The sequence below is a fragment of the Streptomyces cahuitamycinicus genome (assembly GCF_002891435.1).
GTDB lineage: Bacteria > Actinomycetota > Actinomycetes > Streptomycetales > Streptomycetaceae > Streptomyces > Streptomyces cahuitamycinicus.
Genome location: NZ_POUC01000095.1, coordinates 1 through 22712 on the forward strand (window position 1 = coordinate 1; position 22712 = coordinate 22712).

General features: G+C 72.6%; 19 protein-coding genes and 1 pseudogene. 7 read left to right on the forward strand and 13 right to left on the reverse strand.

Annotated elements, in window-relative coordinates:
- The first annotated feature begins 323 nt into the window (after positions 1–323).
- Complete coding sequence (locus tag C1J00_RS15565) at positions 324–815, forward strand: DUF5709 domain-containing protein (RefSeq protein WP_102909687.1); 492 nt, start codon at positions 324–326, stop codon at positions 813–815.
- A 97-nt stretch (positions 816–912) separates the two neighbouring features.
- On the opposite strand, the gene C1J00_RS15570 is transcribed toward C1J00_RS15565, so the two are convergent.
- Positions 913–1119, reverse strand: a complete 207-nt coding sequence (locus tag C1J00_RS15570; RefSeq protein ID WP_102909672.1) for a hypothetical protein — start codon at positions 1117–1119, stop codon at positions 913–915.
- Positions 1120–1400: 281 nt separating this feature from the next.
- On the opposite strand from C1J00_RS15570, the pseudogene C1J00_RS46770 reads away from it, so the two are divergent.
- A pseudogene (locus C1J00_RS46770) lies at positions 1401–1451 on the forward strand (chaplin family protein); the annotation flags it as partial.
- Between the two features lie 165 nt (positions 1452–1616).
- Here C1J00_RS46770 and C1J00_RS15580 read toward each other — a convergent pair.
- On the reverse strand, positions 1617–2726 hold the full coding sequence (locus C1J00_RS15580; RefSeq protein ID WP_245936355.1) for a PP2C family protein-serine/threonine phosphatase: 1110 nt from the start codon (positions 2724–2726) through the stop codon (positions 1617–1619).
- Positions 2727–3049: 323 nt separating this feature from the next.
- On the opposite strand from C1J00_RS15580, the gene C1J00_RS15585 reads away from it, so the two are divergent.
- Positions 3050–3937 (forward strand): GNAT family N-acetyltransferase, encoded by an 888-nt coding sequence (locus C1J00_RS15585; protein ID WP_102909674.1) that lies wholly within the window; start codon positions 3050–3052, stop codon positions 3935–3937.
- Here C1J00_RS15585 and C1J00_RS15590 read toward each other — a convergent pair.
- Positions 3918–4853 carry a Gfo/Idh/MocA family protein gene (locus C1J00_RS15590; RefSeq protein ID WP_245936356.1) on the reverse strand — a complete coding sequence of 312 codons (936 nt, stop codon included), beginning with the start codon at positions 4851–4853 and terminating at the stop codon, positions 3918–3920. The two genes, C1J00_RS15585 and C1J00_RS15590, sit on opposite strands and share 20 nt — an antisense overlap.
- Positions 4854–5044: 191 nt before the next feature.
- Between C1J00_RS15590 and helR the strand changes: the two genes are divergently transcribed.
- Complete coding sequence (helR, locus tag C1J00_RS15595; protein ID WP_102909675.1) at positions 5045–7204, forward strand: RNA polymerase recycling motor ATPase HelR; 2160 nt, start codon at positions 5045–5047, stop codon at positions 7202–7204.
- 18 nt (positions 7205–7222) lie between these two features.
- On the opposite strand, the gene C1J00_RS15600 is transcribed toward helR, so the two are convergent.
- From C1J00_RS15600 to C1J00_RS45275, 3 genes are all read right to left on the reverse strand, one after another.
- Positions 7223–8089, reverse strand: coding sequence for a sugar phosphate isomerase/epimerase family protein (locus C1J00_RS15600; RefSeq protein WP_102909676.1), 867 nt, complete (start codon positions 8087–8089; stop codon positions 7223–7225).
- Positions 8086–9105: a Gfo/Idh/MocA family oxidoreductase gene (locus tag C1J00_RS15605; RefSeq protein WP_102909677.1), complete on the reverse strand. Its 1020-nt coding sequence runs from the start codon at positions 9103–9105 to the stop codon at positions 8086–8088. The genes C1J00_RS15600 and C1J00_RS15605 overlap by 4 nt, the downstream gene beginning before the upstream one ends.
- A gap of 122 nt (positions 9106–9227) precedes the next feature.
- The gene (locus tag C1J00_RS45275; protein ID WP_180989565.1) at positions 9228–9386 is read right to left on the reverse strand and encodes a hypothetical protein; all 159 of its coding nucleotides are present in this window, start codon (positions 9384–9386) and stop codon (positions 9228–9230) included.
- Between the two features lie 215 nt (positions 9387–9601).
- Here C1J00_RS45275 and C1J00_RS15610 point away from each other — a divergent pair, with 215 nt between their 5' ends.
- A complete protein-coding gene (locus C1J00_RS15610) occupies positions 9602–10609 on the forward strand; it encodes a LacI family DNA-binding transcriptional regulator (RefSeq protein WP_102909678.1) in 1008 nt (335 codons plus the stop codon).
- Between the two features lie 27 nt (positions 10610–10636).
- Here the strand turns inward: C1J00_RS15610 and C1J00_RS15615 are convergent, their stop codons facing one another.
- Entirely contained in the window at positions 10637–11611 is a 975-nt protein-coding gene (locus tag C1J00_RS15615; RefSeq protein WP_102909679.1) for a substrate-binding domain-containing protein, read from the reverse strand.
- 218 nt (positions 11612–11829) lie between these two features.
- Positions 11830–12240 (reverse strand): VOC family protein, encoded by a 411-nt coding sequence (locus C1J00_RS15620; protein ID WP_102909680.1) that lies wholly within the window; start codon positions 12238–12240, stop codon positions 11830–11832.
- Between the two features lie 173 nt (positions 12241–12413).
- Between C1J00_RS15620 and C1J00_RS15625 the strand changes: the two genes are divergently transcribed.
- A complete protein-coding gene (locus C1J00_RS15625; protein ID WP_102909681.1) occupies positions 12414–13265 on the forward strand; it encodes an aldo/keto reductase in 852 nt (283 codons plus the stop codon).
- Positions 13266–13686: 421 nt separating this feature from the next.
- On the opposite strand, the gene C1J00_RS15630 is transcribed toward C1J00_RS15625, so the two are convergent.
- Positions 13687–13917: a hypothetical protein gene (locus C1J00_RS15630; RefSeq protein WP_102909682.1), complete on the reverse strand. Its 231-nt coding sequence runs from the start codon at positions 13915–13917 to the stop codon at positions 13687–13689.
- Positions 13918–14097: 180 nt separating this feature from the next.
- Between C1J00_RS15630 and C1J00_RS15635 the strand changes: the two genes are divergently transcribed.
- Entirely contained in the window at positions 14098–15825 is a 1728-nt protein-coding gene (locus C1J00_RS15635; RefSeq protein WP_180989566.1) for a hypothetical protein, read from the forward strand.
- Between the two features lie 67 nt (positions 15826–15892).
- On the opposite strand, the gene C1J00_RS15640 is transcribed toward C1J00_RS15635, so the two are convergent.
- The 4 genes from C1J00_RS15640 to C1J00_RS15655 all read right to left on the reverse strand — a co-directional run.
- Complete coding sequence (locus tag C1J00_RS15640) at positions 15893–16534, reverse strand: cutinase family protein (RefSeq protein WP_102909683.1); 642 nt, start codon at positions 16532–16534, stop codon at positions 15893–15895.
- 150 nt (positions 16535–16684) lie between these two features.
- Positions 16685–17908 (reverse strand): PucR family transcriptional regulator, encoded by a 1224-nt coding sequence (locus tag C1J00_RS15645; protein WP_102909684.1) that lies wholly within the window; start codon positions 17906–17908, stop codon positions 16685–16687.
- 122 nt (positions 17909–18030) lie between these two features.
- On the reverse strand, positions 18031–18981 hold the full coding sequence (locus tag C1J00_RS15650; protein ID WP_102909685.1) for an alpha/beta hydrolase: 951 nt from the start codon (positions 18979–18981) through the stop codon (positions 18031–18033).
- A 49-nt stretch (positions 18982–19030) separates the two neighbouring features.
- Positions 19031–22712, reverse strand: a 3682-nt coding sequence (locus C1J00_RS15655) for a type I polyketide synthase (RefSeq protein ID WP_102909686.1), incomplete at its 5' end; no start/stop codon positions are given.

Here is a 22712-nt window from a genome sequence, read left to right on the forward strand (position 1 = left end):
GGACGGAGGAGGGTGCCTCGGGCCCGGAGCGATGGAAGAGGGGGGCGTGGATACCGTGCTGCCGCCGCGTCGGCAGCCGGTCACAGCTTGTGTGCGAGTGATGATAGCCCCACTCCTTGAGCTTTCAAGATTAACGGGTGGGTAATGTCCGGGGCAGTCCAGGGTTTTGACTCCTGTTGGTACGCGGGGCCTTCGGTCTCCCGGCCCGCTCGTGGCGCATCCGCCGAGGTTGAAGCCCGCGTAACGGGAAACGCGGAACGGACAGCACAGACGAACGAGTCGAGCAGCGCGACAGGAAGGCAGGAGTGATGGGCACGGAACCGATGAGCTCCGAACCGATGGCGGACGACGCGTACCAGCCCACCGGGACCAACGAGGAGCAGGAGGACGCCGCGCCGCTGGACCTGCAGGACGCCGTCGACGAGCGGACGTACGACGACACCCTCGACGAGGGCTACTCCCCGCCGGAGAAGCCCCTCGGCGTCACCAAGCGCGGCACCACCGCCGCCGAGCAGCACGAGGGCGAGACCCTCGACGAACGGCTGGCCCAGGAAGTCCCCGACGTGTCCGACGAGCCCGCCGGGGACGGTGTGGGCGACGCCCCGGACGGCGACGGCGAACCGGTGGACCCCGAGGCGGGCACCGCCCGTGCGGGCCGGCTGGTCGCCCCGGACGAGGGTACCCACGCGGACACCACGAAGGAGACCGTCGCGACGGACGTCGGCATCGACGGTGGAGCGGCCGGCGCGGAAGAGGCCGCCGTGCACGTCGTGGAGGACGACAGCGCCCTTCCCGGGGACGACGGCAGGCTGTGACCCGCCCGCCGGCGTGAGCCCACGCCGGCCCGCGAGGCCACCGGAACCGAACGCATCCGCGCCGGGCCGGTGGCCTTCCGCATGCCGAGGAATGCGACTAGGGCAGGATCTTCTCCAGGGCGGCGGGGCCCTCGGCCGCCAGCTTGCGCTTGGCCCACTCGATGTTGCGCGGGGTGATGTCCTTGCCCGAGGCGAGGACGAGGTCCTCCGGTGACACGTCGGTGCCGGTGCGGGCGTGGAGCAGGCGGTCCGGGGTGGCGCGGTCCTCGGACGGCCGGGATGCGGCGGGCTCTGACGTCGACATGTTCTCTGCTCCTAGGGTCCGGATCGCTGGGGCGGCCCCGGTGCTGAAAAACGGGTCCGATATCACCATTGCCCCCGGGAGCGCGGCCTGCATCCGGAGAGCGCGGTCGTGGCCCCGCACCCCGTTCGGACGCCCATGGATGTCGCGCGGTCCTACTCCGGGTGACTGTGGAGTCATGTGTCCTGGATGAAAGCTTTTCATGGGTACACGTGTGACCATCGCGGCCGCCTGGCCTGCTGGCCTCAGCCGGTACGGCGAGCGCGGACGACGGCACCGTCGGTATCGCCACCGACAGCCCCGGCTTCCTCTCCGGCAACGTCATCCAGATCCCGATCGACGTCAACGCCAACGTCTGCGGCGACTCGATCAATGTGATCGGCTGCTCAACCCCGCGTTCGGCAACGAGTGCGAGATCAAAGACTGACGTACCGGTCCGGTCGTACGGCCCGGCCGGCGGCGGCCCGCGATGCTTCGCGGGCCGCCGCCGGCCGCTGTCTTCAGATCCCGCCCCGCGGACGCGGCGCGAGCACCAGCATCGTGACGTCGTCCTGCACGTCCGGGCAGTGCCGCACGAGGTCGGCCCAGACCCGCTCGGCCAGCGCGACCGGGTCCTCGGCGGCCAGGCCCGGCAGTCGTTCCACCAGCGGGTAGAAGGCCCCGTCCGCGTCCCTGGCCTCGGTCACCCCGTCGGAGGCGAGGAAAAGCCGGTCCCCGGCCCGCAGCGGCACCGAGACGACCCGGGGCGCGGCGGCCTCGGCGAGCCCGAGACCGAGCGGCGTACACGGCTCGACGTCCAGCTCGACGGCCCGTCCGTCCCGCAGCAGCAGCGGTCCGGCCTGCCCGCACGCCACGATCCGCACGATGCGGGCGTCGGCGGAGAAGTCGAGCAGCACCGCCGTCGCGAACAGCTCCGCGTGCGGGTCGCCCGCCGAGTCCACCGCCAGCCTCCGGTCCAGCCGGGCCGCCACCGCTTCCGGATCCGGCTGGTCCAGCACCGCCTCCCGGAACGCCCCCAGCAGCGCCGCGACCGTGGCCACGGCCGACAGCCCGTGCCCCTGCACGTCACCCATCACCGCCCGCACGCCGTAGGGGCCCGCCCGTACGTCGAAGAAGTCGCCGCCGACCAGCGTCCCGCGCTGCGCGGCCCGGTACAGCCCCGCGCACCGCACCGGCCCGACCCGCGCCGGCAGCGGCGGCACGACGGCCCGCTGCGCGGCCTCGGCAACGGTCCGCTCGGTGACCAGCTGCGCGTCCCGCCTGGTGCGGACGTAGGACAGCAGCACGCTCAGCACCGACACGAAGCACACGGTCAGAAGATCCGTACTGCCGGGATCATCGAGGCTGAAGACGGGCACGGTCAGCACGACCACCACCAGCGCGCCGAGCACCGCCGTCGCCACCGGGCCGTGCGCCAGCACGGCCAGCGGCGGGATGGCGCCCAGCAGAAAGCCGATGTCGAGCGGCTCCGGGCTGATCAGCTCCGCCGCGCACACCCCCACCAGCAGCGCCGACGGCAGCACCCGGGCCCAGCCGGGCGGCGGTGCGCCGCCCAGCCAGCCCCGCCGGTCCGGGGCCCGCCGCGCCAGCCGGCCGCGCACACTGCTCACACCACCACGCTGCTACGCCCGACCGGCCGCCGCACGCCGGGCCCGCACCGCCACCGGCGGCCATGAGCCCGGCCGGAAGGGCGCCGGCCTCGGCCGGACCCCCGAACACGCCTCTGGCAAAGGGCCGTTGAGCCGCCGCGGAAAACCGATGGACGGCCCGCCGGAGATCACGTAGCGTGTGGCGCGCCACGCCCGGAGACCAGCGGAAGGAGGACGAGCCGTGCAGTTCCCACCGTTTCCGCGCTCCCTCCCCGCCCAGCCGGCGTGCCGCGACTGACCGACCGGGAGCGCTCTCAGCAGCATGCGTCCCGGAGGACACCCCCATGACCGATGTGGTCATCCGCGCGCTCGACACGAGCGACGCCGAAATCTTCGACACCCTGCCCGACCCGCTGGGCGCCCGTGAGGGCCACCGGCTGACCCGGCACCGCCCCGACTGGAAACGGGTGGCCCTGCGCGACGGCCGTGTCGTCGCCCGCGGCGCCTGGTGGGGCGGCCCCGACGACTCCGAGCCCATCAACCTCAACTGGTTCGACGTGGCCGAAGGTGAGGAGGAAGCGGGCGCCGCACTCCTGCGCTCCGCCCCCTGGCAGGTCGGACTGGAAGTGAACCTGCCCGCCGGCTGGCGCGACGACCCGGCCCTGCGCGCCGCCGCCGAGACCCGCATCACCGCCGCCCGGAAGGCCGGCTACGAACTCCTCGTCGAACGCCTCCTGTACCGCTGGACCCCCGGCTGCGGTCTGCCCGAGCGGCCCGGGCGCCTGGAGTTCCGCGCCGAACCGGACGACGCCGTGTTCTTCGACGCGCTGCGCCGCATCCACTCCGTCACCCTGGACGCCCACGCGCTCAAAGCCATCGAGCAGGGCGGACTCGACCGGGCGGCCCAGGAGGAACTCGACTTCTTCCACTGGTGCCCGTCGCCGCGCGAGTGGTGGCAGGTGGCGTACACAGCGCAGGGCGACATGGCCGGCATCCACATCCCGGCCCACAATCCGTCGGGCCCCTGCATCGGCTTCATCGGCGTCCTGCCGGACCGGCGCGGTCACGGCTATGCCTACGACCTTCTGGCCGAGTGCACGCACTTCCTGGCCGAACAGGGGGCTGAGTTCGTCGCCGCGGCCACGGACCGCGGCAACTTTCCGATGGCGGCGAACTTCGCCAAGGCCGGCTTCCCGGTGGTGAGGGAGCGCCTCAACTTCGACCCGGCGTAGGAACCGGGCCGCCCGACCGCTCCGGCCGCGCGGACCAGGGCCTGTCGTTCAGCAGGTCCTGGGCCGCCGTGAGGATCTCCGTCACCCTCAGGCCGAACGCCGCGTCACAGGCGTGCGGGCGGCCGGTCCGGGCGGCGTCGAGCAACGCGTCCGCGGCCCGCATCAACGAGGGCACCGCCCCGTCGGAGCTGTCCGGCAGCGCCGTGACCCCGGCCTCCCCCCGAAGCTCCACGCCGGCACCCTCTGCGGCGGGCGGCGCCGTGAGGCTCAGGGTGAGGGTGCTCGACGCCCCACCCGCGTGGTCGAGGACGACATGGGCCGTGTCGCCGGGCCCGTACACCGCTGCCGTGACACGCCGTACGTCGCCGAGGACCGGCAGCAGCACGGACAGGGCGTGCGGGCCGACGTCCCACAGGGCGCCCTTCTCCCGCCGCCACGGCGTCGCGAAGGGGCTCTCGCTCGTGAACACCGCCCCGAGCCACTCGGCGCGCCCCGTGAACCAGCCCGGCACCGCTGCCTGCTCGGCGATCCACGCCGCCGGCCCGGGCTGGAAGCGGGTCGTGAAGAAGACCACCGAGGCGACACCGGCCTCCTCGGCGGCCTCGACCACGGCCCGCGCCTGCTCCACCGACAGCGCGAGCGGCTTGTCGAGCAGCAGATGGCACCCGGCCCGCGCCGCCCGGGCGGCGAGTGAGGCCTGCACCTCGGGCGGCAGTGCCACGGCGACGGCGTCCACGTCCGCGAACAGCTCGTCGACGTCGTCGTAGGCCCGGACGCCGTGCCGCTCCGCCAGTTCCTTCGCGGCCTCCGGGCGGCGGCCCCACACCCCCGCGAAGTCCAGCTTCTCGTGCCCGCTCAACGCGGGTGCGTGGGCCATCTGTGCCCAGGGTCCGGTGCCGAGCAGTCCTATGCGCATGCCGCCGCCTCTCCACGCTGCCAGGAGGAAGAGCGTGCCACACGGAAACGGGCGCCGGACAACAAGAAAGGCGAGGAGTGCTCTCCTCGCCTGTCTCAAGTTATAGCCCACGGGGGGACTTGCGGCAAGGCCCCCCGGCTGCCGCAAACTAACCGGCCTAGGGCCAGGACCTGCGGAAACGGGAGTATGACGTGACCCCTGCGACCACGAGCGCGTTCGATCTTCCCGACCGCCTCGCGCACAAGGCCGCCCCGGCGTCGATCGCCGGGGACGAACGGCACTTCGCCGCCATGGCCGACTGCCTCGCGCAGTCCATCGCCGAACTGTCCGACCGCCTGGAGGCCGAGCGCAGGGCACCCGGCGGCAAGGGCAGGCAGGCCATGGACCGGGACGCCGAGATCCACCGGCTCACGGCACGGCTGCGCGCGCTGCGCCGCTTCGGACTGGACCTGTGCCTCGGGCGGATGGTCCCCGCGGACGGCTCCGAGCCCGTGTACGTCGGACGGCTCGGCCTGACGGACAGCGAGGGGCGCCGGCTGCTGGTCGACTGGCGTTCCCCCGCCGCCGAACCGTTCTTCGGAGCCACCCACGCCAACCCGATGGACCTGGCGAGCCGCCGCAGGTACCGCTGGACCGACGGCCGGATCGTCGACTACTGGGACGAGGTGTTCACCGCCGACGGATTCGACGGGCATGCCGCGCTCGACGACCAGTCCGCCTTCATCGCCGGCCTCGGCGCCAACCGCTCGCCCCGCATGCGGGACGTGCTCGGCACCATCCAGGCCGACCAGGACGCCGTCATCCGCAAGGGTTCCCGCGGTGCCCTCGTCGTCGACGGCGGCCCGGGCACCGGCAAGACCGTCGTCGCCCTGCACCGCTCCGCCTACCTTCTCCACTCCGACCCGCGCCTCGGACAGCACCGCCGCGGCGGCGTGCTCTTCGTCGGCCCGCACCGGCCCTATCTGTCCTACGTCTCAGACGTCCTGCCCAGCCTCGGTGAGGAGGGCGTGCAGACCTGCATCCTGCGGGACCTCGTCGACGAGGGGGCGACGGCGGGGGAGGAGAAGGACCCGGAGGCGGCCCGCCTGAAGTCGTCGGCGGACATGGTGGGGGCGATCGAGAAGGCCGTCCGCTTCTACGAGGAGCCGCCCACCGAGGCGATGACGGTCACGACCCACTGGTCCGACATCCGGCTGAGCGCCGGAGACTGGGCCGTGGCGTTCGAGGCGGCGGAACCCGGCACGCCGCACAACGAGGCACGCGACCATGTCTGGGAGGAACTCCTCACGATCCTCGTGGACAAGCACGACGGCGACGTACCGGACGAGCTGCTCCGCAAGGCGCTGTCACGGGACCGGGAGCTGCTCACGGCCTTCAACCGTGCCTGGCCGCTGCTGGAGGCGACCGACCTGGTCGGGGACCTCTGGTCCGTTCCCGCCTATCTGAGGATGTGCGCGCCCTGGCTCAGCCGCACGGAGGTGCGCACCCTGCAACGCGAGGAGGCCCAGGCCTGGACCGTGTCCGACCTGCCGTTGCTGGACGCGGCACGCCAGCGGCTCGGCGACCCGGAGGCATCCCGGCGCAAGCGCCGGCAGGAGGCCGCCATGGCCGCGCAGCAGGAGCGTATGGCCGACGTCATCGACGATCTGCTGGAGGCCCACACCTACGACGACGGCGAAGGCGTGCTGGTCATGCTGCACGGGCAGGACATGCGCAACTCCCTGGCCGACGAGAGCGCCCTGCCGACCGCCCACCCGGACCGGCTCGCCGGACCGTTCGTGCACATCGTCGTGGACGAGGCGCAGGAACTGACCGACGCGGAATGGCAGATGCTGCTGCTGCGCTGCCCGTCGCGCAGCTTCACCATCGTCGGGGACCGCGCCCAGGCCCGGCACGGCTTCACGGAGTCGTGGCGGGAACGGCTGGAGCGGGTCGGTCTCGACCGGGTCGAGGTGGCCTCGCTGAGCATCAACTACCGCACGCCCGCGGAGATCATGGCGGAGGCCGAGCCGGTCATCCGGGCCGCGCTGCCGGACGCCAACGTGCCCACGTCCGTGCGCAGCGGCGGCGTCCCCGTCCGGCACGGATCCACCACGGAGCTGCACACCGTCCTCGCCACATGGCTGGCCGGACACGCCGAGGGGATCGCCTGTGTGATCGGCGACCCCACGTTCCGGCCGGTCTCACCCCGCGTCCGGTCGCTGACCCCGGAGCTGTCGAAGGGGCTGGAGTTCGACCTGGTCGTCCTCGTCGACCCGGAGAACTTCGGCGACGGCGTCGAGGGCGCCGTCGACCACTATGTGGCGATGACCCGGGCGACGCAGGAGCTCGTGATCCTCACCGACTCCTGACGCTCCCGGAAGGCACCCCTATGCGGCCAGCTCCTTGCGGATGCGGTCCAGCATGAACGCCGAGGACTGACGGGCCCGCTCCTCCCAGGCGAACACGCAGGCCGTGGCGACCCCGTCGAAGCCCAGCTCGCGCAGGGTGCCGAAGAAGACGTCCCAGTCGACCTCGCCCTGGCCGATGTCGAGATGCTGGTGGATCCGGGCCGGGGTGCCCGGCGGGTTCAAGATGTAGCGCAGGCCGCTGGAACCCTTGTGGTTGAAGGAGTCCGCGATGTGCACGTGCCGCAGCCTGTCACCGGCGTAGCGCATCATCGCGGCGATGTCCGCCGACGGGTCGGCGCCCGAGAGGTGGAAGGTGTGCGGTGCGCAGTACAGGTAGTTCACCCACGGCTTGTCGATCGCGCGGACGAGATCGACGGCCGGGGTGTTCTCCTCACAGAAGTCGTCCGGGTGGGCCTCCAGGTTCAGGGCGATGCCTTCGCGCTCGAACACCGGCAGCAACTCCTCCAGCGAGCGCCAGAACGCGGCCTCGCTCTCGGCGGCGCGCTCCGGGCGGCCGTTGAACTCCGAGTTCATCAGCGGGCATTCGAGGTCCGCGGTGATCTCGATCATCCGCTTCCAGTAGCGGACGGCCGCCTGCCGCTCGGTCTCGTCCGGCGAGGACCACTTGTACAGCGGCAGCACCGAGGACAAGCGCACGCCGTGCGTGCGCAGCGACTGCTTGAGCTCCCGCACCCGCGCGTCGTCCGCACGCGGGTGCACGAAGAACGGCATGAAGTCCGCGCGTGGCGACAACTCGATGTACTCGTAGCCGAGTTCGGCGACCGTGCGCACCATCTCGTCGATCGGCAGGGAGCGGAACATGTACGGGTCGAGGGCGATCTTCACGCGGTGTCTCCGTAGAACGCGGGCCGGGGCTTCATGTCGGTGGTGACGGCTCCGCCGCCGGCCTCCAGCGACCGGACGGCTGCGTCGGTGATGACAGTGGCGGCGTAACCGTCCCAGGAGGACGGGCCGGTGGGCTCGGTGCCGGCCGCCACGGAGGTGACCCACTCGCGGAACTCGGTGTCGAAGGCCTCCGCGAACCGGTCCTTCCAGTCCTGCAGCACGCCCGTGCCATGCCGGGCGGCCGTGCGGATCCCGACCGCGGCCGGGTCGGGCAGCCGGACCAGGCCGTCCTCGCCGACGACCTCGCACTGAATGTCGTAGCCGTACTGGCAGTTGACGAAGACCTCCAGGTCGATCCGGACGCCTGACGCCGTCTCGAAGATCATGATCTGCGGGTCCTTCAGATGCGCGAACCGCTTGCTCGTGGCGCGCGGGGTGACCACCTGCGCGGAGACGATCTCGTCGTCGAGCAGCCAGCGCAGCACGTCGATCTCGTGCACGGCCGTGTCCTGGGCGGCCATGGCGGAGTGGTACGACTCCGGCACGGCCGGGTTGCGGTGGGCGCAGTGCACCATCAGCGGAGCCCCGAGCGAACCGGTCGACAGCACCTCCTTCATCCGGCGGTAGCCCGCGTCGAAGCGGCGCATGAAGCCGACCTGCACCAGCCGGCGGCCGTGCGCCCGCTCGGCCTCCACGATCCGCAGACAGTCCTCGGCGGTCGTGGCCAGCGGCTTCTCGCAGAACACCGGCTTGCCGACGACGATCGCGTTCAGGACGTGCTCGGCATGGGTGGGCCCCCAGGACGTGACGAGGACGGCGTCCACGTCGGGGGAGGCGACCAGGTCCGCGCCGGTGGGCAGCGAGACGGCACCGGCCCGGGCGGCCACCTCGGCGGCGCGCCCGGCGTCCACGTCCGCCACGGCCGTGACGGCGGCACCGGTGACGACCTCGGTGAGTCGCCGGATGTGGTCCTGGCCGATCATTCCGGCGCCGATGACGCCTACATGTACGGTCATGCTCAACTCCTCGGAGGGTGGTCAGGAAAAGCGCGCACGGAGCTCCGCCTCGAGCGTTTCGAGCGTGCGCCCCTTGGTCTCGGGGACGTACCGCTTCACGAAGGTGCGTCCATGGCCGCTCCCTACCTGTCGAAGTTCGGCCGCCGGGTACCCGGCAGACCGCAGTCGGCCAGGAGCTCACGCGTACGGCGCAGGTCGGTGCAGACGTGGCAGGGGGCGGGAGCGGACCTGTGGCGCAGGTTGCCGACGGTGGTACGGGGAGTGGGAGGCGTTATTGCCATGGCGGTGTCCTTCGCGCTGCGTTTCCACTCGCTGGCGCGCGCTACTAGCGCGCTCTAGTTCGAGTACGATGACCCCTGTGTAAATGTCATGTCAATAGCTTGTCGCCGGGGGATCGCAGGATCCTGTAGGGGGTTGCGTGCGGGGCACCCCGTAAGGTGTGCGGCGTCGGAGGGTGGGTTCACAGGTGGATGCATCGGGCAGGCGGCGGCCCACGATGGCGGACGTCGCCGAGAAGGCGGGCGTCTCCCGAGCACTTGTCTCGATCGTCTTCCGCAACCAGGCCGGAGCCGGTCAGGAGACCCGGGAACGGGTCCTGCGCGTGGCCGACGAGATCGGCTACCGACCCGACAGCGCGGCCCGGCTGCTGGCCCGTGGTCGCAGCCGCACGCTCGGTGTGATGTTCACCGTGCAGCAGACCTTCCACACGGACCTCATCACGGGCATCTACCCCGAGGCCGAACGCCTCGGCTACGACGTGCTCCTCTCCGGGGCGACCCACGGCCGCAGCGAGGCCAAGGCGGTCGAGGCGCTGCTCAGCCACCGCTGCGAGGCGGTGATCCTGCTCGGCCCGGACTCCGAGCCCGCCTTCCTGGACGAACTCGGGCAGCGCACGGTCGCCGTGTCGGTCAGCCGCCGGGTGCCCCGGGCCCGGGTCGACTTCGTGCACTCTGCCGAGGGCAAGGGCGTCCGGCAGGCCATGGACCACCTGGTGGAGCTCGGGCACCGCCGGATCGTGCACATCGACGGCGGGCGCGGCCCCGGCGCGGCGGAGCGCCGACGGGCCTACCGGGCCGCGATGCGCCGCCACGGGCTGCAGGCCGAAGCGCGGGTGATTCCCGGTCACCACACCGAGGAGTCCGGCATCGAGGCCGGCCGCCTGCTCCTGGCCGAGCGGGACGGCGGACGGCCGCTGCCGACGGCCGTCCTCGCCGGCAACGACCGCTGCGCGATGGGTCTGCTGATGGCGGTGACCCGGGCGGGTGTGGAGGTCCCGCGCGATCTGTCCGTCGTGGGCTACGACGACAGCCACCTCTCCCACCTGATGCCGGTCGGCCTGACGACCGTCCGCCAGGACGCCCTGCTGATGGCCGAGCACGCCGTCCGCTTCGCCGTCGAGCGGCTGGAAGAGCGGGAACGGGAGCCGCGGGAGGCGGTGCTCGATCCCAAGCTGGTGGTGCGGGGGACGAGCGGCCCGGTCCCGGCAGGGCCGGGTCCCGCCTGACACGGGTGGTCCCGGCGCCCGGTACCGTCAGCGCGTGCCCTTCTCGGCGAACTCCGCGACGCTGTCGACGTTGTCCTTCGTGACGAAGGCCGGTCCGGTGAGGACGGGAGCGGTGCCGCCGCCGCTGACGTTGCCGTTGGTCTTGTACAGCCACAGTGCGTCCACCGCCAGGTAGCCCTGGAGGTAGGGCTGCTGGTCGACGGCGAACTCGATGCCGCCGTCCTGGATGGCCCGGACGAGGTCCTTGCTGAGGTCGAACGTGGCGACCTGCGCCTTGCTGCCCGCATCCTTCACCGACTGCACGGCGGTGAGGGCGACCGGGGCGCCGAGCGTGACGACCTGGTCGATGGAGGAGTCCTTCTGGAGCTTGGCGGTCAGCGTCGACTTCACCGAGGGCATGTCCGTGCCGTTGACGTACAAGTTCTCCGTCGTGCCCTCGAATCCCTTCTTCAGTCCGGCGCAGCGGGCCTCCAGCGCGACCTGGCCCTGCTCCTGTATGACGCAGACGGCGTGCTTGGCGCCCAGTTGGCCGAGGCGCTCGCCGAACGCCTGTCCCGCGATGTTCTCGTCCTGGCCGAAGTACTCGAGCATGCCGAGCTCCTTCCATTCGTCCAGGCCGGAGTTGAAGCCGACGACGGGGATGCCGGCCGCCTTGGCCTTCGCCACCACGGCCTTCATCGCGTCGGGCTTGGCGGCGGTGAGGGCGATGCCGTCGACCTTCTGGTCGATGGCGTTCTGTACGAGGTTGGCCTGGTTCCCGGCGGCGGGGTCGCTGGAGTAGACGAGCTTGATGTTGTCCTTCGCGGCGGCGGCCTGGGCGCCCTTGCGGATCAGGTCCCAGAAGGTGTCGCCCGGCGCGGCGTGGGTGATCAGGGCGACGGTCATCCGCGGGGTGGTGGCCTTGCCCGCGGCGGCGCCGGTGCCGCCGGCCTCGGACTTCTTCCCGCCGGAGCCGCTGGAGCAGCCCGCGGCGAGCAGGACGCCGACGACGGCGGCGGTCATGGGTGGTGTGGTGGTCCTGGGTGCGGACCCCTGCGTACGGAGACTGGAGCGCGTCACTAGCGCGCTCTAGTGGCAGGTACTATGCGGGCGTCTCAGGGGGTTGTCAACAGGTTTGTCAGGACGTACCAACAAAAGAAGACCGCCCGTACGCACCGGTGCCGAAGGGTGGGTACGGGCGGCCTCGGGCGTGACGGTCCCGGACCGTCACGCCCGGTTGCTCACTCCTCCGTGCTGATGTTGACCATCCAGGGGACGCCGAAGCGGTCCGTGCACATGCCGAACACGTCGCCCCACATCTGCTTCTCCAGCGGCACCGACACCGAACCGCCCTCGGACAGCTTCTCCCAGTAGCCGCGCAGCTCGCCGTCGTCGTCGCCGCTGAGGCTCACGGAGTAGGAACTGCCCTGCTCCGACTCCATGCCCGGCGGGTTGTCGGCGCCCATCAGGGTGAAGCCGCTGGTGGTTTCCAGCATGCCGTGCATGATCTTGTCGGCGTTCGGGGCGTCCGCCTGCCCGAACTCTCCGTAGCTGTTGAGGTTGAGCGTGCCGCCGAAGACCTCCTTGTAGAACTCCATCGCCTGCCGGGCGTCACCGTTGAAGCTGAGGTACGGGTTGAGGCGCGATGCCATGAGAACCTCCCAGAAGGGGGCAAAAGTCATTTTCGCGCAGCGTATCCCCGGGTACCCGCAACGGCTCGTCGAACGGCCCCCGCCCCCGGCGGGACGAGGTGCCGCCGCCATCGGCGCCCTCGCCAACTGCACTGTTACCGTTGCCCCTTGAGCAGAGGGGGAGGCGGCGGCTCATGTCATCGACGTTCCGCATCGGCGGAGATCTGGACGTACGCCGGCTCGGTTTCGGAGCCATGCATCTGCCCACCGGACCCGGCCCCGACCGGGAGAACGCCCTCGCGGTGGCCCGGCGGGCCGTGGAGCTGGGCGTCACGCTGATCGACACGGCGCACCTGTACGGCGGCGGAGCCAACGAGGAGCTCCTCGCCGAGGCTCTGCACCCCTACCCGGAGGGCCTGCTGATCACCACCAAGGTCGGTGTCGCGCGCACCGGCCCCGGCGGCGACTGGAAGCTCGACGGACGGCCGGAGATCCTGCGTGACCAGGTCCGGCAGGCCCTGCGCCGGCTGCGGACCGAGCGGATCGAACTGCTCCAGCTGCACCGCATCGACCCCGACACACCGCTCGCCGACCAGCTCGGCACCCTGCGGGAGCTCCAGGCCGAAGGCCTGGTCGGCAGGGTCGGGCTGCCGGAGGTCAGCGTCGAGGAGCTGGAGCGGGCCAGGGAACTCGTCGACGTCGTGAGCGTGCAGAACCGCTACAACCTGCTCGACCGGGAGCACGAGCCGGTGCTCGACGCCTGTGCGGCGGCCGGTATCGCCTTCCTGCCGTGGCGGCCCGTGGCCTGGGGGAAGACGGGGGCCGAGGGCGAGATCGCCGCCGTGGCGGCCGAGCTCGGTGCCACGCCCACACAGGTCTCGCTCGCCTGGCTCCTCGACCGTGCGCCGGTCGTCCTGCCGATCCCGGGCACGGCCCGGATCGAGCACCTGGAGGAGAACCTCCCAGCGGCCGGCCTGAGACTGACCCCCGCCCATCGCGCCCGCCTGGACCGGCTCGCCGAGGGCGCACAGGCCGACCCTGGCTGAGGGCCGGGGTTCGGGCGGTTCTCCTGCCTGGAGAGGGCCTGGGGTTCGGGCGCTTCTCCTGCCTGGAGGGTCCGGGATCTCCGGGCGGTTCCCCTGCCCGGAGAGGGTCCGGGATCTCCGGGCGGTTCCCCTGCGCCGGGGCAGGGCCTGCGGCGCCGGGAGCGTCGGATCCCAGGGGCAGGTCGCCGGTTCTCCGAGCCGTACGGAGTGCCGGAGGGCCGCGCTTGGTGCCGACGGCGTTCTCCGGCCCGCGTCGGCCCGGCCGAAGTGTGAGGGCTCGGGCCTCGTCGAACGTGCCGGTGTTCATTTCGCTCGTGGCCCGGCCCCACGAGGCACGGTGCGCGCTCGGCCCGTGCGCGGTCCGAGCACCGGTCTGGCCGGGGCATGCCCGGAAGGGAACGTCGGCAGCGGGCGCGAGGGCTCACGCCTCGTCGGGCGCGCCGCTGTTCCAGTCGTACGGGCCGCCGCCCTGCCACTCGATCAGTTCGGTGTCGTCGACGGCCGTGTCCGCCGTGGGCAGGCCCTCGCGGTGCAACAGGTCCAGTACGTCGAAGAGGCTGTAGGCGACGCCCATGCGCTCGCCGTGGATGGTCACCAGCCGTCCGCCGTCCGTCGCGGGCGGCTGCACGACCACAGGGGGTTGACCGTCCATAGCCCCACCATGCTCCCGAAACGGCCGGTTCGCAGCTCGGTGGCGTCCAGAAGCGGTACGGACCCGTTCTCCGGGCCGCGCCGGGCCGCGCTGTGCGCCGGTGACAAGGCGCGATCCGGAAGCTGAGTTCTCATCAGCACTGCCTGAGAGCGAGCGGGCCACCGCCCTAGCGTCCGTGGCATGGACATGAACCGTATGTACAGAAGGAAGTGGCGCGGCGCCGTGCTGGCGGTGCTGCTGAGCGCCGGAACACTCACGGCCGCCGCCCCGGGCGCCCACGCCGACGGGGCGCGCACCGAGACGCCCGTGACGTCGACGTCGCCGGTGACCGGAGTGACGGAGTCGATGGTGCGGGTGAAGGTGCCGCTGCCGGAGTCGGCGGGACCTCGCCCGGCCGCCTGCGACTGGCTGTCGTACCTGCGCTACCGCTCCGCCGCCGGGCCGGCCGCGTCGGCCGACGCCGACCGGATCCTCATCGCCCAGCCCGGCATCCTGGAAGGGGCCGGGGCCTTCGACAGCGTCGCCCGCAACACCGTCGAGCGCGCCGCCGATCAGGGGCGGCACATCGAGTTCTGGGCGCTGGACCGGCGCTCCAACTGCCTGGAGGACCGCACCGGCATCGCCTCCGGCGACCAGCACACCGCGGTCGACTACTACTACCGCGGCAAGCAGGTCGGCGGCCGGACCTTCGCCGGCTTCGCCGGCAACGCGCAGCTGGGCTGGATGGCGAAGCTCGGGATCGAGCAGACCGTACGCGACCAGTACGACCTGCTGACCGCCGAGTTGCCCTCCCAGGCGCAGCGCAAGCAGAAGGTGCTGTGCGGCGGGCACTCATTGGGCGGCGTGATCACCGGGTACTTCGCCGCGGCCGACTTCGACGGCAACCGCGCCACCACGGCGGACGCCGGGTACAACCAGTGCGCCGGCTACTTCGCCCTCGACACGACCGTCTCCACCTCACTGGCCGACCTCAGCGGCAGCATCCCGGACGACACCAACCTGCCTGACATCGGCCTGGGCCACGGCGTCGTGCAGGCCGGGCTGGACAGCGGGTTGCTGCCGCGCACCCTCTCCGCGCCGGTGCTGCTCAACCCCGAGACCATGACCCTGCTCGGCATCGCCGGTCTCGGCGCCCTCAACGACCTGGAGGGCGAGGCCGACCTGCCCCGCTACCTGCCCTCCGGCCTCAACGTCGAGGCCACCAACCGTTTCCTGTTCGCCAAGGACACCGCCGCCTTCCTCAGCGGCAGGCCCGGGGTGAAGGACTTCCGGCTCACCAACGGGGCCGTGCTCGGGGCCCTGCTGGACGACAACTCCGTGCCGCTGGCGTTCCTGCAGACCAGCGTGGGCTTCTTCGACGGCGGACCGGTGGCCGACAAGAGCTTCCCCGTCGCCAACGGCGGTGACCAGCAGGCCGGGCCGTACGGCACCGCGTACAAGGCCATCCCGGACCGGCCGCGGGGCCCGCTCTACACCTGGCGCAACTACGACCGTGTCGGCGACCCGGACGACCCGGGCTACCGCTCGGCCGACGGCACTCCGTTCACCGGCGCCCGCGAGGAGGTCACCGACATACGGCAACTGGCACGCAGCCTGGCCGAGCAGCCGCTGGACTTCACCGAACAGTACTTCCCGACCAAACTGGTCACGGACATCCAGCTGGCCACGTCCCCGCAGGTGAAGAAGCTCGTCGTCCATCCCGAGGGGCTCAAGGCCAACCCCGTGCTCACCGTGCTCGCCGGCGAGGGCCTGCTGGCCGGCCGGGCCCCGGCCGAACTGCACCCCGTGATCGCCGACGGCTACCAGCACCTCGACGTCCTGACCGCTGCGCCGGTGCAGAACGACGGCGAACCGGAGCCCGTCTCCACCAGCCTCGCCGACTTCGCACAGGCACCGCGCCAGCCCTAGGAGGTGTCCGTACGCACGCCCGGGGCCCGGGAGGATTTCCTCCCGGGCCCCTTCGTGTGACGACGGCTCAGAGCCTGCCCGCGGCGAACGTGGCCGCCTCCTCGGCGTCGTCCCGGTAGCTCAGGTGCGCCCCGACGTCGTTCCCGCCGTTCTCGCAGACGGGGTCGCCCTGGGCGCAGAGGTCGAGCGTGCGGCTCTGGTAGGTGCCGGTGACGCTCTTGCCGAGCGCCCGGATCGGGTTGCCGAACAGCAGCACCGCGGCGACCTTCGGCTCCACGGCCGCCGGCAGCGTGGCCACGATGGGGCTGCCGACCACCGCACCGGCGCTGCTGATACCGATCGAGTTGTCGACGACGTTCGCGCCCTGCGAATAGCCGACGAGAACGAACTTCTGACTCGGGCAGGCGGCGGCCTGGCTCTTCACATGGTTCACCAGGTCCAGATTGCCCTGCGCCGCCGATGTGGGGGAGAGGTCGGCGGGATAGTTCACCTTGTAGCTGGACAGCTTCTTGCCCGCTGCTTTCTTCTGCAGCGCGGAATACACCGGGTCGCCGACGATGAAGCCGAGCGTGCCCGGCTCGAAGGTGCCGCGGGCTGCGACGACCTCGACGTCCGAGCAGGCCGCGGCCATGGCCGGGGGAGCCGCGAGGGTGGTGAGTCCGGCCCCGCCTGCCAGTGAGAGCGCAGCGAGACATATACGGATACGCATGGGGGATCCTCCGCGTGGGAGGCGCGTGAAGCGCCTGCGAAAAAGGACGCCCCGAACGTATGGGCTTTTCCCCGCCTGTTGTTATGGACGGGATTATGGAAACCCCGCCGATTTTTGTCGCCGATTGAGTACGCCGCCGAAACCGGGCAGTCAGTTCTGCCGTGTATGCAGTGATTCCGCGCGCAATGCGAGAATGAGGTCGAGGCGGGTCTCCGGATCGTGCAGAGCGTCACCGAAGAGCTTGTCCAGCTGACGCAGGCGGTAGCGGACCGTCTGCGGGTGGATGTGCAGCCGTACGGCGACGTCCGGCACGTTGCTGCCGCTGAGCAGCCAGGCCAGCAGGGTCTCGGCGAGCCGGTCGCGCTGCCCCGCCGAGACTGTGTCGAGGGGCGCGAGGACGCGCGCCTGCAGGCGCTCCAGCAGCGGCTCGTCGCCGTACAGCAGCAGCGTCGACAGATGCTCCGAGCAGCGCACCACGCCCTGGCGGGGGAGCACCCCGCGGCCCATCAGCCCGAGCGCCCGGGTGGCCAGACGCAGCGACTGCGCGGCCTCGGTGACCGCGACCGCCGGGCCGATCGCGGCGGGCCGGCCGCGCAGCGCCAGCGTGAACGCCCGGCCACCGATGCCGCCCGCGCCCTCCGGGTCGGGCACCAGCATGCGCGGCGGGCGTGACCCCATGTCCACCAGCGCGCCCGCCGCCGCCAGCGGCCGGTCCTCCTCGCGCCGGTCCGGCGCCGCCGCGAGCGCCACGACGGCTACCGTCCGCGGCACCGGCCAGCGCGCACCGTGCGCCAGGTCCTGCACGGCCTCCAGCGCCACCGGCCCGTCCTCCAGCAGCAGGTCGAGCAGCCGCTTGCGGCGCCGCTCCAGCTCGTCGGAGCTGCGCAGCTGGGCCTCCGCGTAGCCGGACGCGGCCGCCTGGGCGACCTCGTGCACGGTCCGGAACGCCAGCTCCCCCAGCGCGGCCACGACCGCGGAGTCCAGCCCGAGTTCCTCCGCCGTACGGCCCATCAGCCGCCAGGCGCGCAGGCCGCCGATCCGCAGCGCGGACTGCAGCGCGTCCAGGCTGCGGCCCTCCAGGGCCTCACCCCGCCCCAGTTCGTAGTAGGTCGCCGCGATCGCGCCCCCGTCGTCGCGCGGGTCGGCGATGTGATCGACGAACAGGGTCAGCGCCTGCACGACCCCGGACCGCAGGTTCTGGCGGTAGGTCCCGTCGGCGGGCCGCGCGTACTCGGGGACCTGGCGGCAGACCTCCTCCTCCACCTCGTCGGCGACGGCCGCCAGATTGGCCCGCAGCAGCTCCGCCAGCTCGGGCGGGAGCTGTGGCGGCGCAGTGGGGCGGTCCGGCACGCCGTGCGGGGTGGGCACAGCCATCACGGACCCTCCTTTCGACCGGAAGCGGCTCACCCGCGGGCTGACGCCCGTGGGGCGAGTGGGAAGTCCCGTGTTGGACGGACGACCCCTCCGCTCCGTTCCGTGCCCCGACGGCACCCCCGTCACTCGGGCACACCCAGTGCACGGGCGAGGATAGGCCACGAGGCCGTGAACTCCGGCTTCCAGTGAGCCCAGTCGTGCCCACCGCCCCGGTAGAGGTGCGTGGTGGCCGGGATCCCCATCAGGGCCAGCGTGCGGGCGAAGCCCTGGGCCGAGGGCCACAGGGCGCCTTCCAGTATCCCGGGCAGCGGATCGCCGCCGCCCCCCACTCCACTGCCCTGCGACACGTAGAGCGCGGTGCCGCGCAACCCGGTGACGCGGGCGCGCGGGTTGAAGTCCCGCCAGGTCAGGAGGTTGAACACCGGATTGCCCCACAGGGACGCGGCCGGCAGGTTCTCACGGGCCACGATCGCGTCCATGATGGTGGGAACACCGGGGGCCGTGGTGTCGAGGATGCCGCTGTAGGAGGCCGCCGCGGTGAACGCCCCGGGGTGGCGGGCCGCGTGCGCCATCGCCCCGTAGCCGCCGGTGGAGACGCCCGCGACCGCCCGTACGCCGGAGGCCCGGTAGTCGCGGGCCAGCAGCGCCGGCACCTCCTTCACCTGGAACGTCTCGTAGTCGGGGCCGCCGCGCCAGACGCTCGGAATGCCGGTGGGGCCCGCGTCCGGCATCGCCACGATCAGATCGCGGCCGGCGGTGAACGCCTCGATGTCCGTCTCGCGGGTCCAGGACGTGTAGTCGTCGTGGGCGCCGTGCAGCAGGTACAGCACGGGGTACTTCTTCTCCGGGCGCGTCTCGAAGTCCGACGGCAGGATCAGCCGGACCGGCGCGCTGCGGCCGAGAGCGGCGGAAGGCACGGTCACGTCCCGTGTGCGGGGTCCGAGACGGGTGGCCGCCCGGGCAGGCGCCGTTGCCGCGGCTCCGAACAGGGCGGCGACACCGGCGGCGGCAGCCGCTCTGGCGACGGTACGCCGGGACACTCCGGCGGCGGGCTTCTGCGGCAGGTCGGGCATGACGGCTCCTCTGGTTCCATGTCAGGGGACGGCTCGGCGAGCATCCGGGTCAGGGGGACGGCTCGGCGAGCATCCGGCTCAGGTGGGTGGCGATCTCGTCGACGTGCGGCGGATCGAGCAGTGACAGATGGTGACCGGGCACCGGCACCACCTGCAGACGTGGGCACACCTCGTCCCAGCCCAGCGCCGGGTCCTCCCGCTCGTACGCAGGGTCGCGCACGGTGTGCGGGGCGGCTTCGGTGGCCCGGTAGAGGACCACCGGCCCGGCATAGCCGCCGGGGCGGTGCGACTCGCCGACGCCCATGTCGAGGTAGGAGGCGCGCTGGTGCTCCAGCGCCGCGGGCGGCACGTCGGCGGCCTCGCGCAGGGCCCGCAGCACGGTGTCGATCCGCGCCGCGTCGTCCTCCGTGGCCACGAGTTCGTCGTACGGCAGCTCCAGACGCACCCCGTAGGCGTCGGTGACGTGGCGGGCGAAGCCCTCGAAGTGCGCCCGGATCCGGTCCGCGCGCGTCAGCCCCGGGCGGGGGAGGGGCCGTACGGAGTCGATGAGCACGACCAGCCGCACCTCCCGCCCGGCCGTGGTCAGTTGCCGCGCGGTCTCCTGGGCGACGAAGCCGCCGAAGGACCAACCGCCCAGCAGGCAGGGGCCGTCGGGGTGGACGGCCTTGACCGCCTCGGCGTAGCGCCGTGCCTTCTCGGGCACGGTCCCGGCCTCCTCGATCCGCTCCAGTCCGTACACCGGCTGGTCTTCGCCGAGGCGCTCGGTGAGCGTCCGGTACACGCTGACCGGGCCGCCGGCGGCGTGGACGAGGAACAGCGGGGGCCGCGAGCCGGTGGAGCGCAGCGGCCGAACGGGGGTGTCGCCGCGGGGGAGGGCGCGCTCGACGCGGAGGGCGGCGTCCTCGACGGTGACGGCGGCGAACAGGTCGCGCAGGGGCACTTCGACGCCGAACTCCCGCTCCACCGCCGTGCGGACACGGACGGCCATCAGCGAGTCCAGCCCGAGATCGGTCCACGCGGTGCCCGGGGTGACGCGGGAGGGGGAATGACCGGTGACGGCGGCGATGTGGTGGGTCAACCGGGCCAGGACCGAGGAGGGCTCGGTCACCGCGGCGGGAGGTTCCTCCGGCAGCGGCTCGGTGCGAGCGGCCCGGCCGTCCGTCCACCAGTGCCGTACGTGCCGCCACCGGGGCAGCGGCAGGTCGATGACCCGCCCCGGAGGCACGGGAAGCCGCTGCCCTGCCGCGTACAGGGAGCCCAACTGCCCGGCGAACGCCGCCGAACCGTCGGCGTCCCGGCGCAGCGTGGCCAGGGCGAGAGCGCCGGGCACGGTGTCGGCGACGGCCCCGGCCAGCACCGGATGGGGGGAGATCTCCACGAAGGCCGTGTGGCCGTCGGCCGCGGCCGACGCGAGCGCCCGGTCCAGCCGTACCGGCCGCCGCAGGTTGGCCGCCCAGTGCGCGGCGTCGAAGAGGCAGTCCCCGCGCGGGTCGTCGAGGACCGTGGAGTGGACCGGGACCCGGGGCCGGCGTGCCCGGATGCCGGACAGCGCGTCCACCAGCTCCGGCAGCAGCCCGTCCACCTGCGGCGAGTGCCCGGCGCCCACCACTCGCATGGCCCGCGCCGCCCGGCCCCGCCCCTCCAGCCGGCGCACGAGCCCGGCCACCGCCGCCTCCTCACCGGTGACGACCTTCTGCCGGGGAGAGGAGTGCACGGCGACATGCACCTCAGGGAAGTCCTGCGCCAGCATGCACAGTTCGGTGTCGTCCAGGTCCACCACGGCCATCGCACCGCCGCGCAGGCCGCTCAGCAGCCGGGCCCGTACGGCGATGACACGCGCCCCGTCCGTCACGTCCAGGGCGCCCGCGCACACCGCCGCCGCCACCTCGCCCATCGAGTGGCCGATCACGGCGGCGGGCTCGACACCGTAGGAGCGCCACAGCTCGGCGAGCGCCAACTGAACTCCGAAGAGGACCGGTTGGGCGACCTCCAGACGTTCGAGACCGTCGCCCGAGGACAGGTGGTCGTACAGGGACAGGCCGCACTCCGGGGCGAGCTGCGGGTCGAGCTTCTCGACGGCGGCGGCGAACGCGGGTTCCTCGGCCAGCAGCCGCCGCCCCATGCCGGGCCACTGGCTGCCGTAGCCGGAGAACACCCACACCGGGCCGCGCCCCACCCGGTCGCGCTCACCCGTCGTCACCCGCGCGTCCGGTCGCCCGGCCGCAAACTCGCCCAGGGCGTCGACCAGGTCTGCCCGGTCGCGGGCGACCACAGCGGCCCGCGCGGGTCCTCGGCCGGTGCGCCCGGCCAGGGTCCGGGCCACGTCGGCGGGGTGCGCGGGACGGTCGCGCAGCCGGTCGGCGAGCCTGCCCGCCGTGTCGCGGAGACGCTCGACGTCGAGGTCGGAGAGCAGGTGCACGCGGGCGGCCGGTTCCTCCGCCGGTCGCACCGGGAGCAGACCGGGCGGCCCCTCCTCCAGCACCACATGGGCGTTGGTGCCGCCGAAGCCGAACCCGGAGACGCCCGCGACGGCCGTGCCCCCGTAGCGAGGCCAGGGTTCCGGCTCGGTCACCACCCGCAGCCGCGGATCGGTGAGAGAGCTGCCCCGCTCGCAGTGCAGGGACGGCGGGATGGTGTCGTGGTGCAGGGCGAGCACGGTCTTCACCAGGCCCGCGATGCCCGCCGCCGACTCCAGATGACCGAGGTTGCCCTTGGCGGATCCCAGCAGCAGCGGCTGGTCGGGGTCCCTGTCCGCGCCCAGCACCGCGCCGAGGGCGCCCGCCTCGATCGGGTCGCCCAGCGGCGTGCCGGTGCCGTGCGCCTCGACGTAGTCGACGTGCTCCGCGGCGAACCCGGCCTGCGCGTACGCCCTCTCCAGCAACGCCTGCTGGGCGGCCGGGTTGGGTGCCATGAGGCCGTTCGAGCGGCCGTCGGAGTTCACCGCGGTGGCGCGGACGACGGCCAGCACCCGGTCGCCGTCCCGTTCGGCGTCGGACAGCCGTTTCAGGATCACGGCCGCGCAGCCCTCGCCGCGGCCGATCCCGTCGGCCGCCGCCGAGAACGGCTTGCACCTGCCGTCCGGTGCGAGGGCGCCCGCCCGCCGGAACGCGACCGTGACGGCCGGCGACAGCAGCAGGTTGACCCCTGCGGCGACGGCCGTGTCGCACTCGCCTGTGCGCAGGCTGACGCAGGCGTGGTGCACGGCGACCAGCGAGGAGGAGCAGGCCGTGTCGACGGCCAGGCTCGGCCCCCGCGTGTCCAGGACGTAGGAGAGCCGTCCGGCCGCGACGCTCAGTGCGCCTCCGGCCGGCGCCCAGGGGTCGACGGCGGCCGGGTCGGCGCCCGTGAGCTGCCCGTACTCCGGCGCCGAGATGCCGACGAACACGCCCGTGGCCGTACCCGCCAGGGCCCCGGCCGGCACGGCGGCATGGTCGAGTGCCTCGCGGACGACCTCCAGCAGGATCCGCTGCTGGGGATCCATCACCGCGGCCTCGCGCGGGGTGATGCGGAAGAAGTCCGCGTCGAATCCGGCGATGTCGTCGAGATAGCCGCCGTACGGATGCGCGTCGGCGGGCGGGAACGCGGTGAAGTCGCGCCAGCGGTCCTCCGGGACGCGCCGGATCGCGTCGGCCCCCTCGCTGAGCAGCCGCCAGTAGCCGTCCGGGCCGTGCGCCCCGCCGGGCAGACGGCAGCCGACCCCGACGACCGCGACCGGCTCGGCCGGCCCTCCC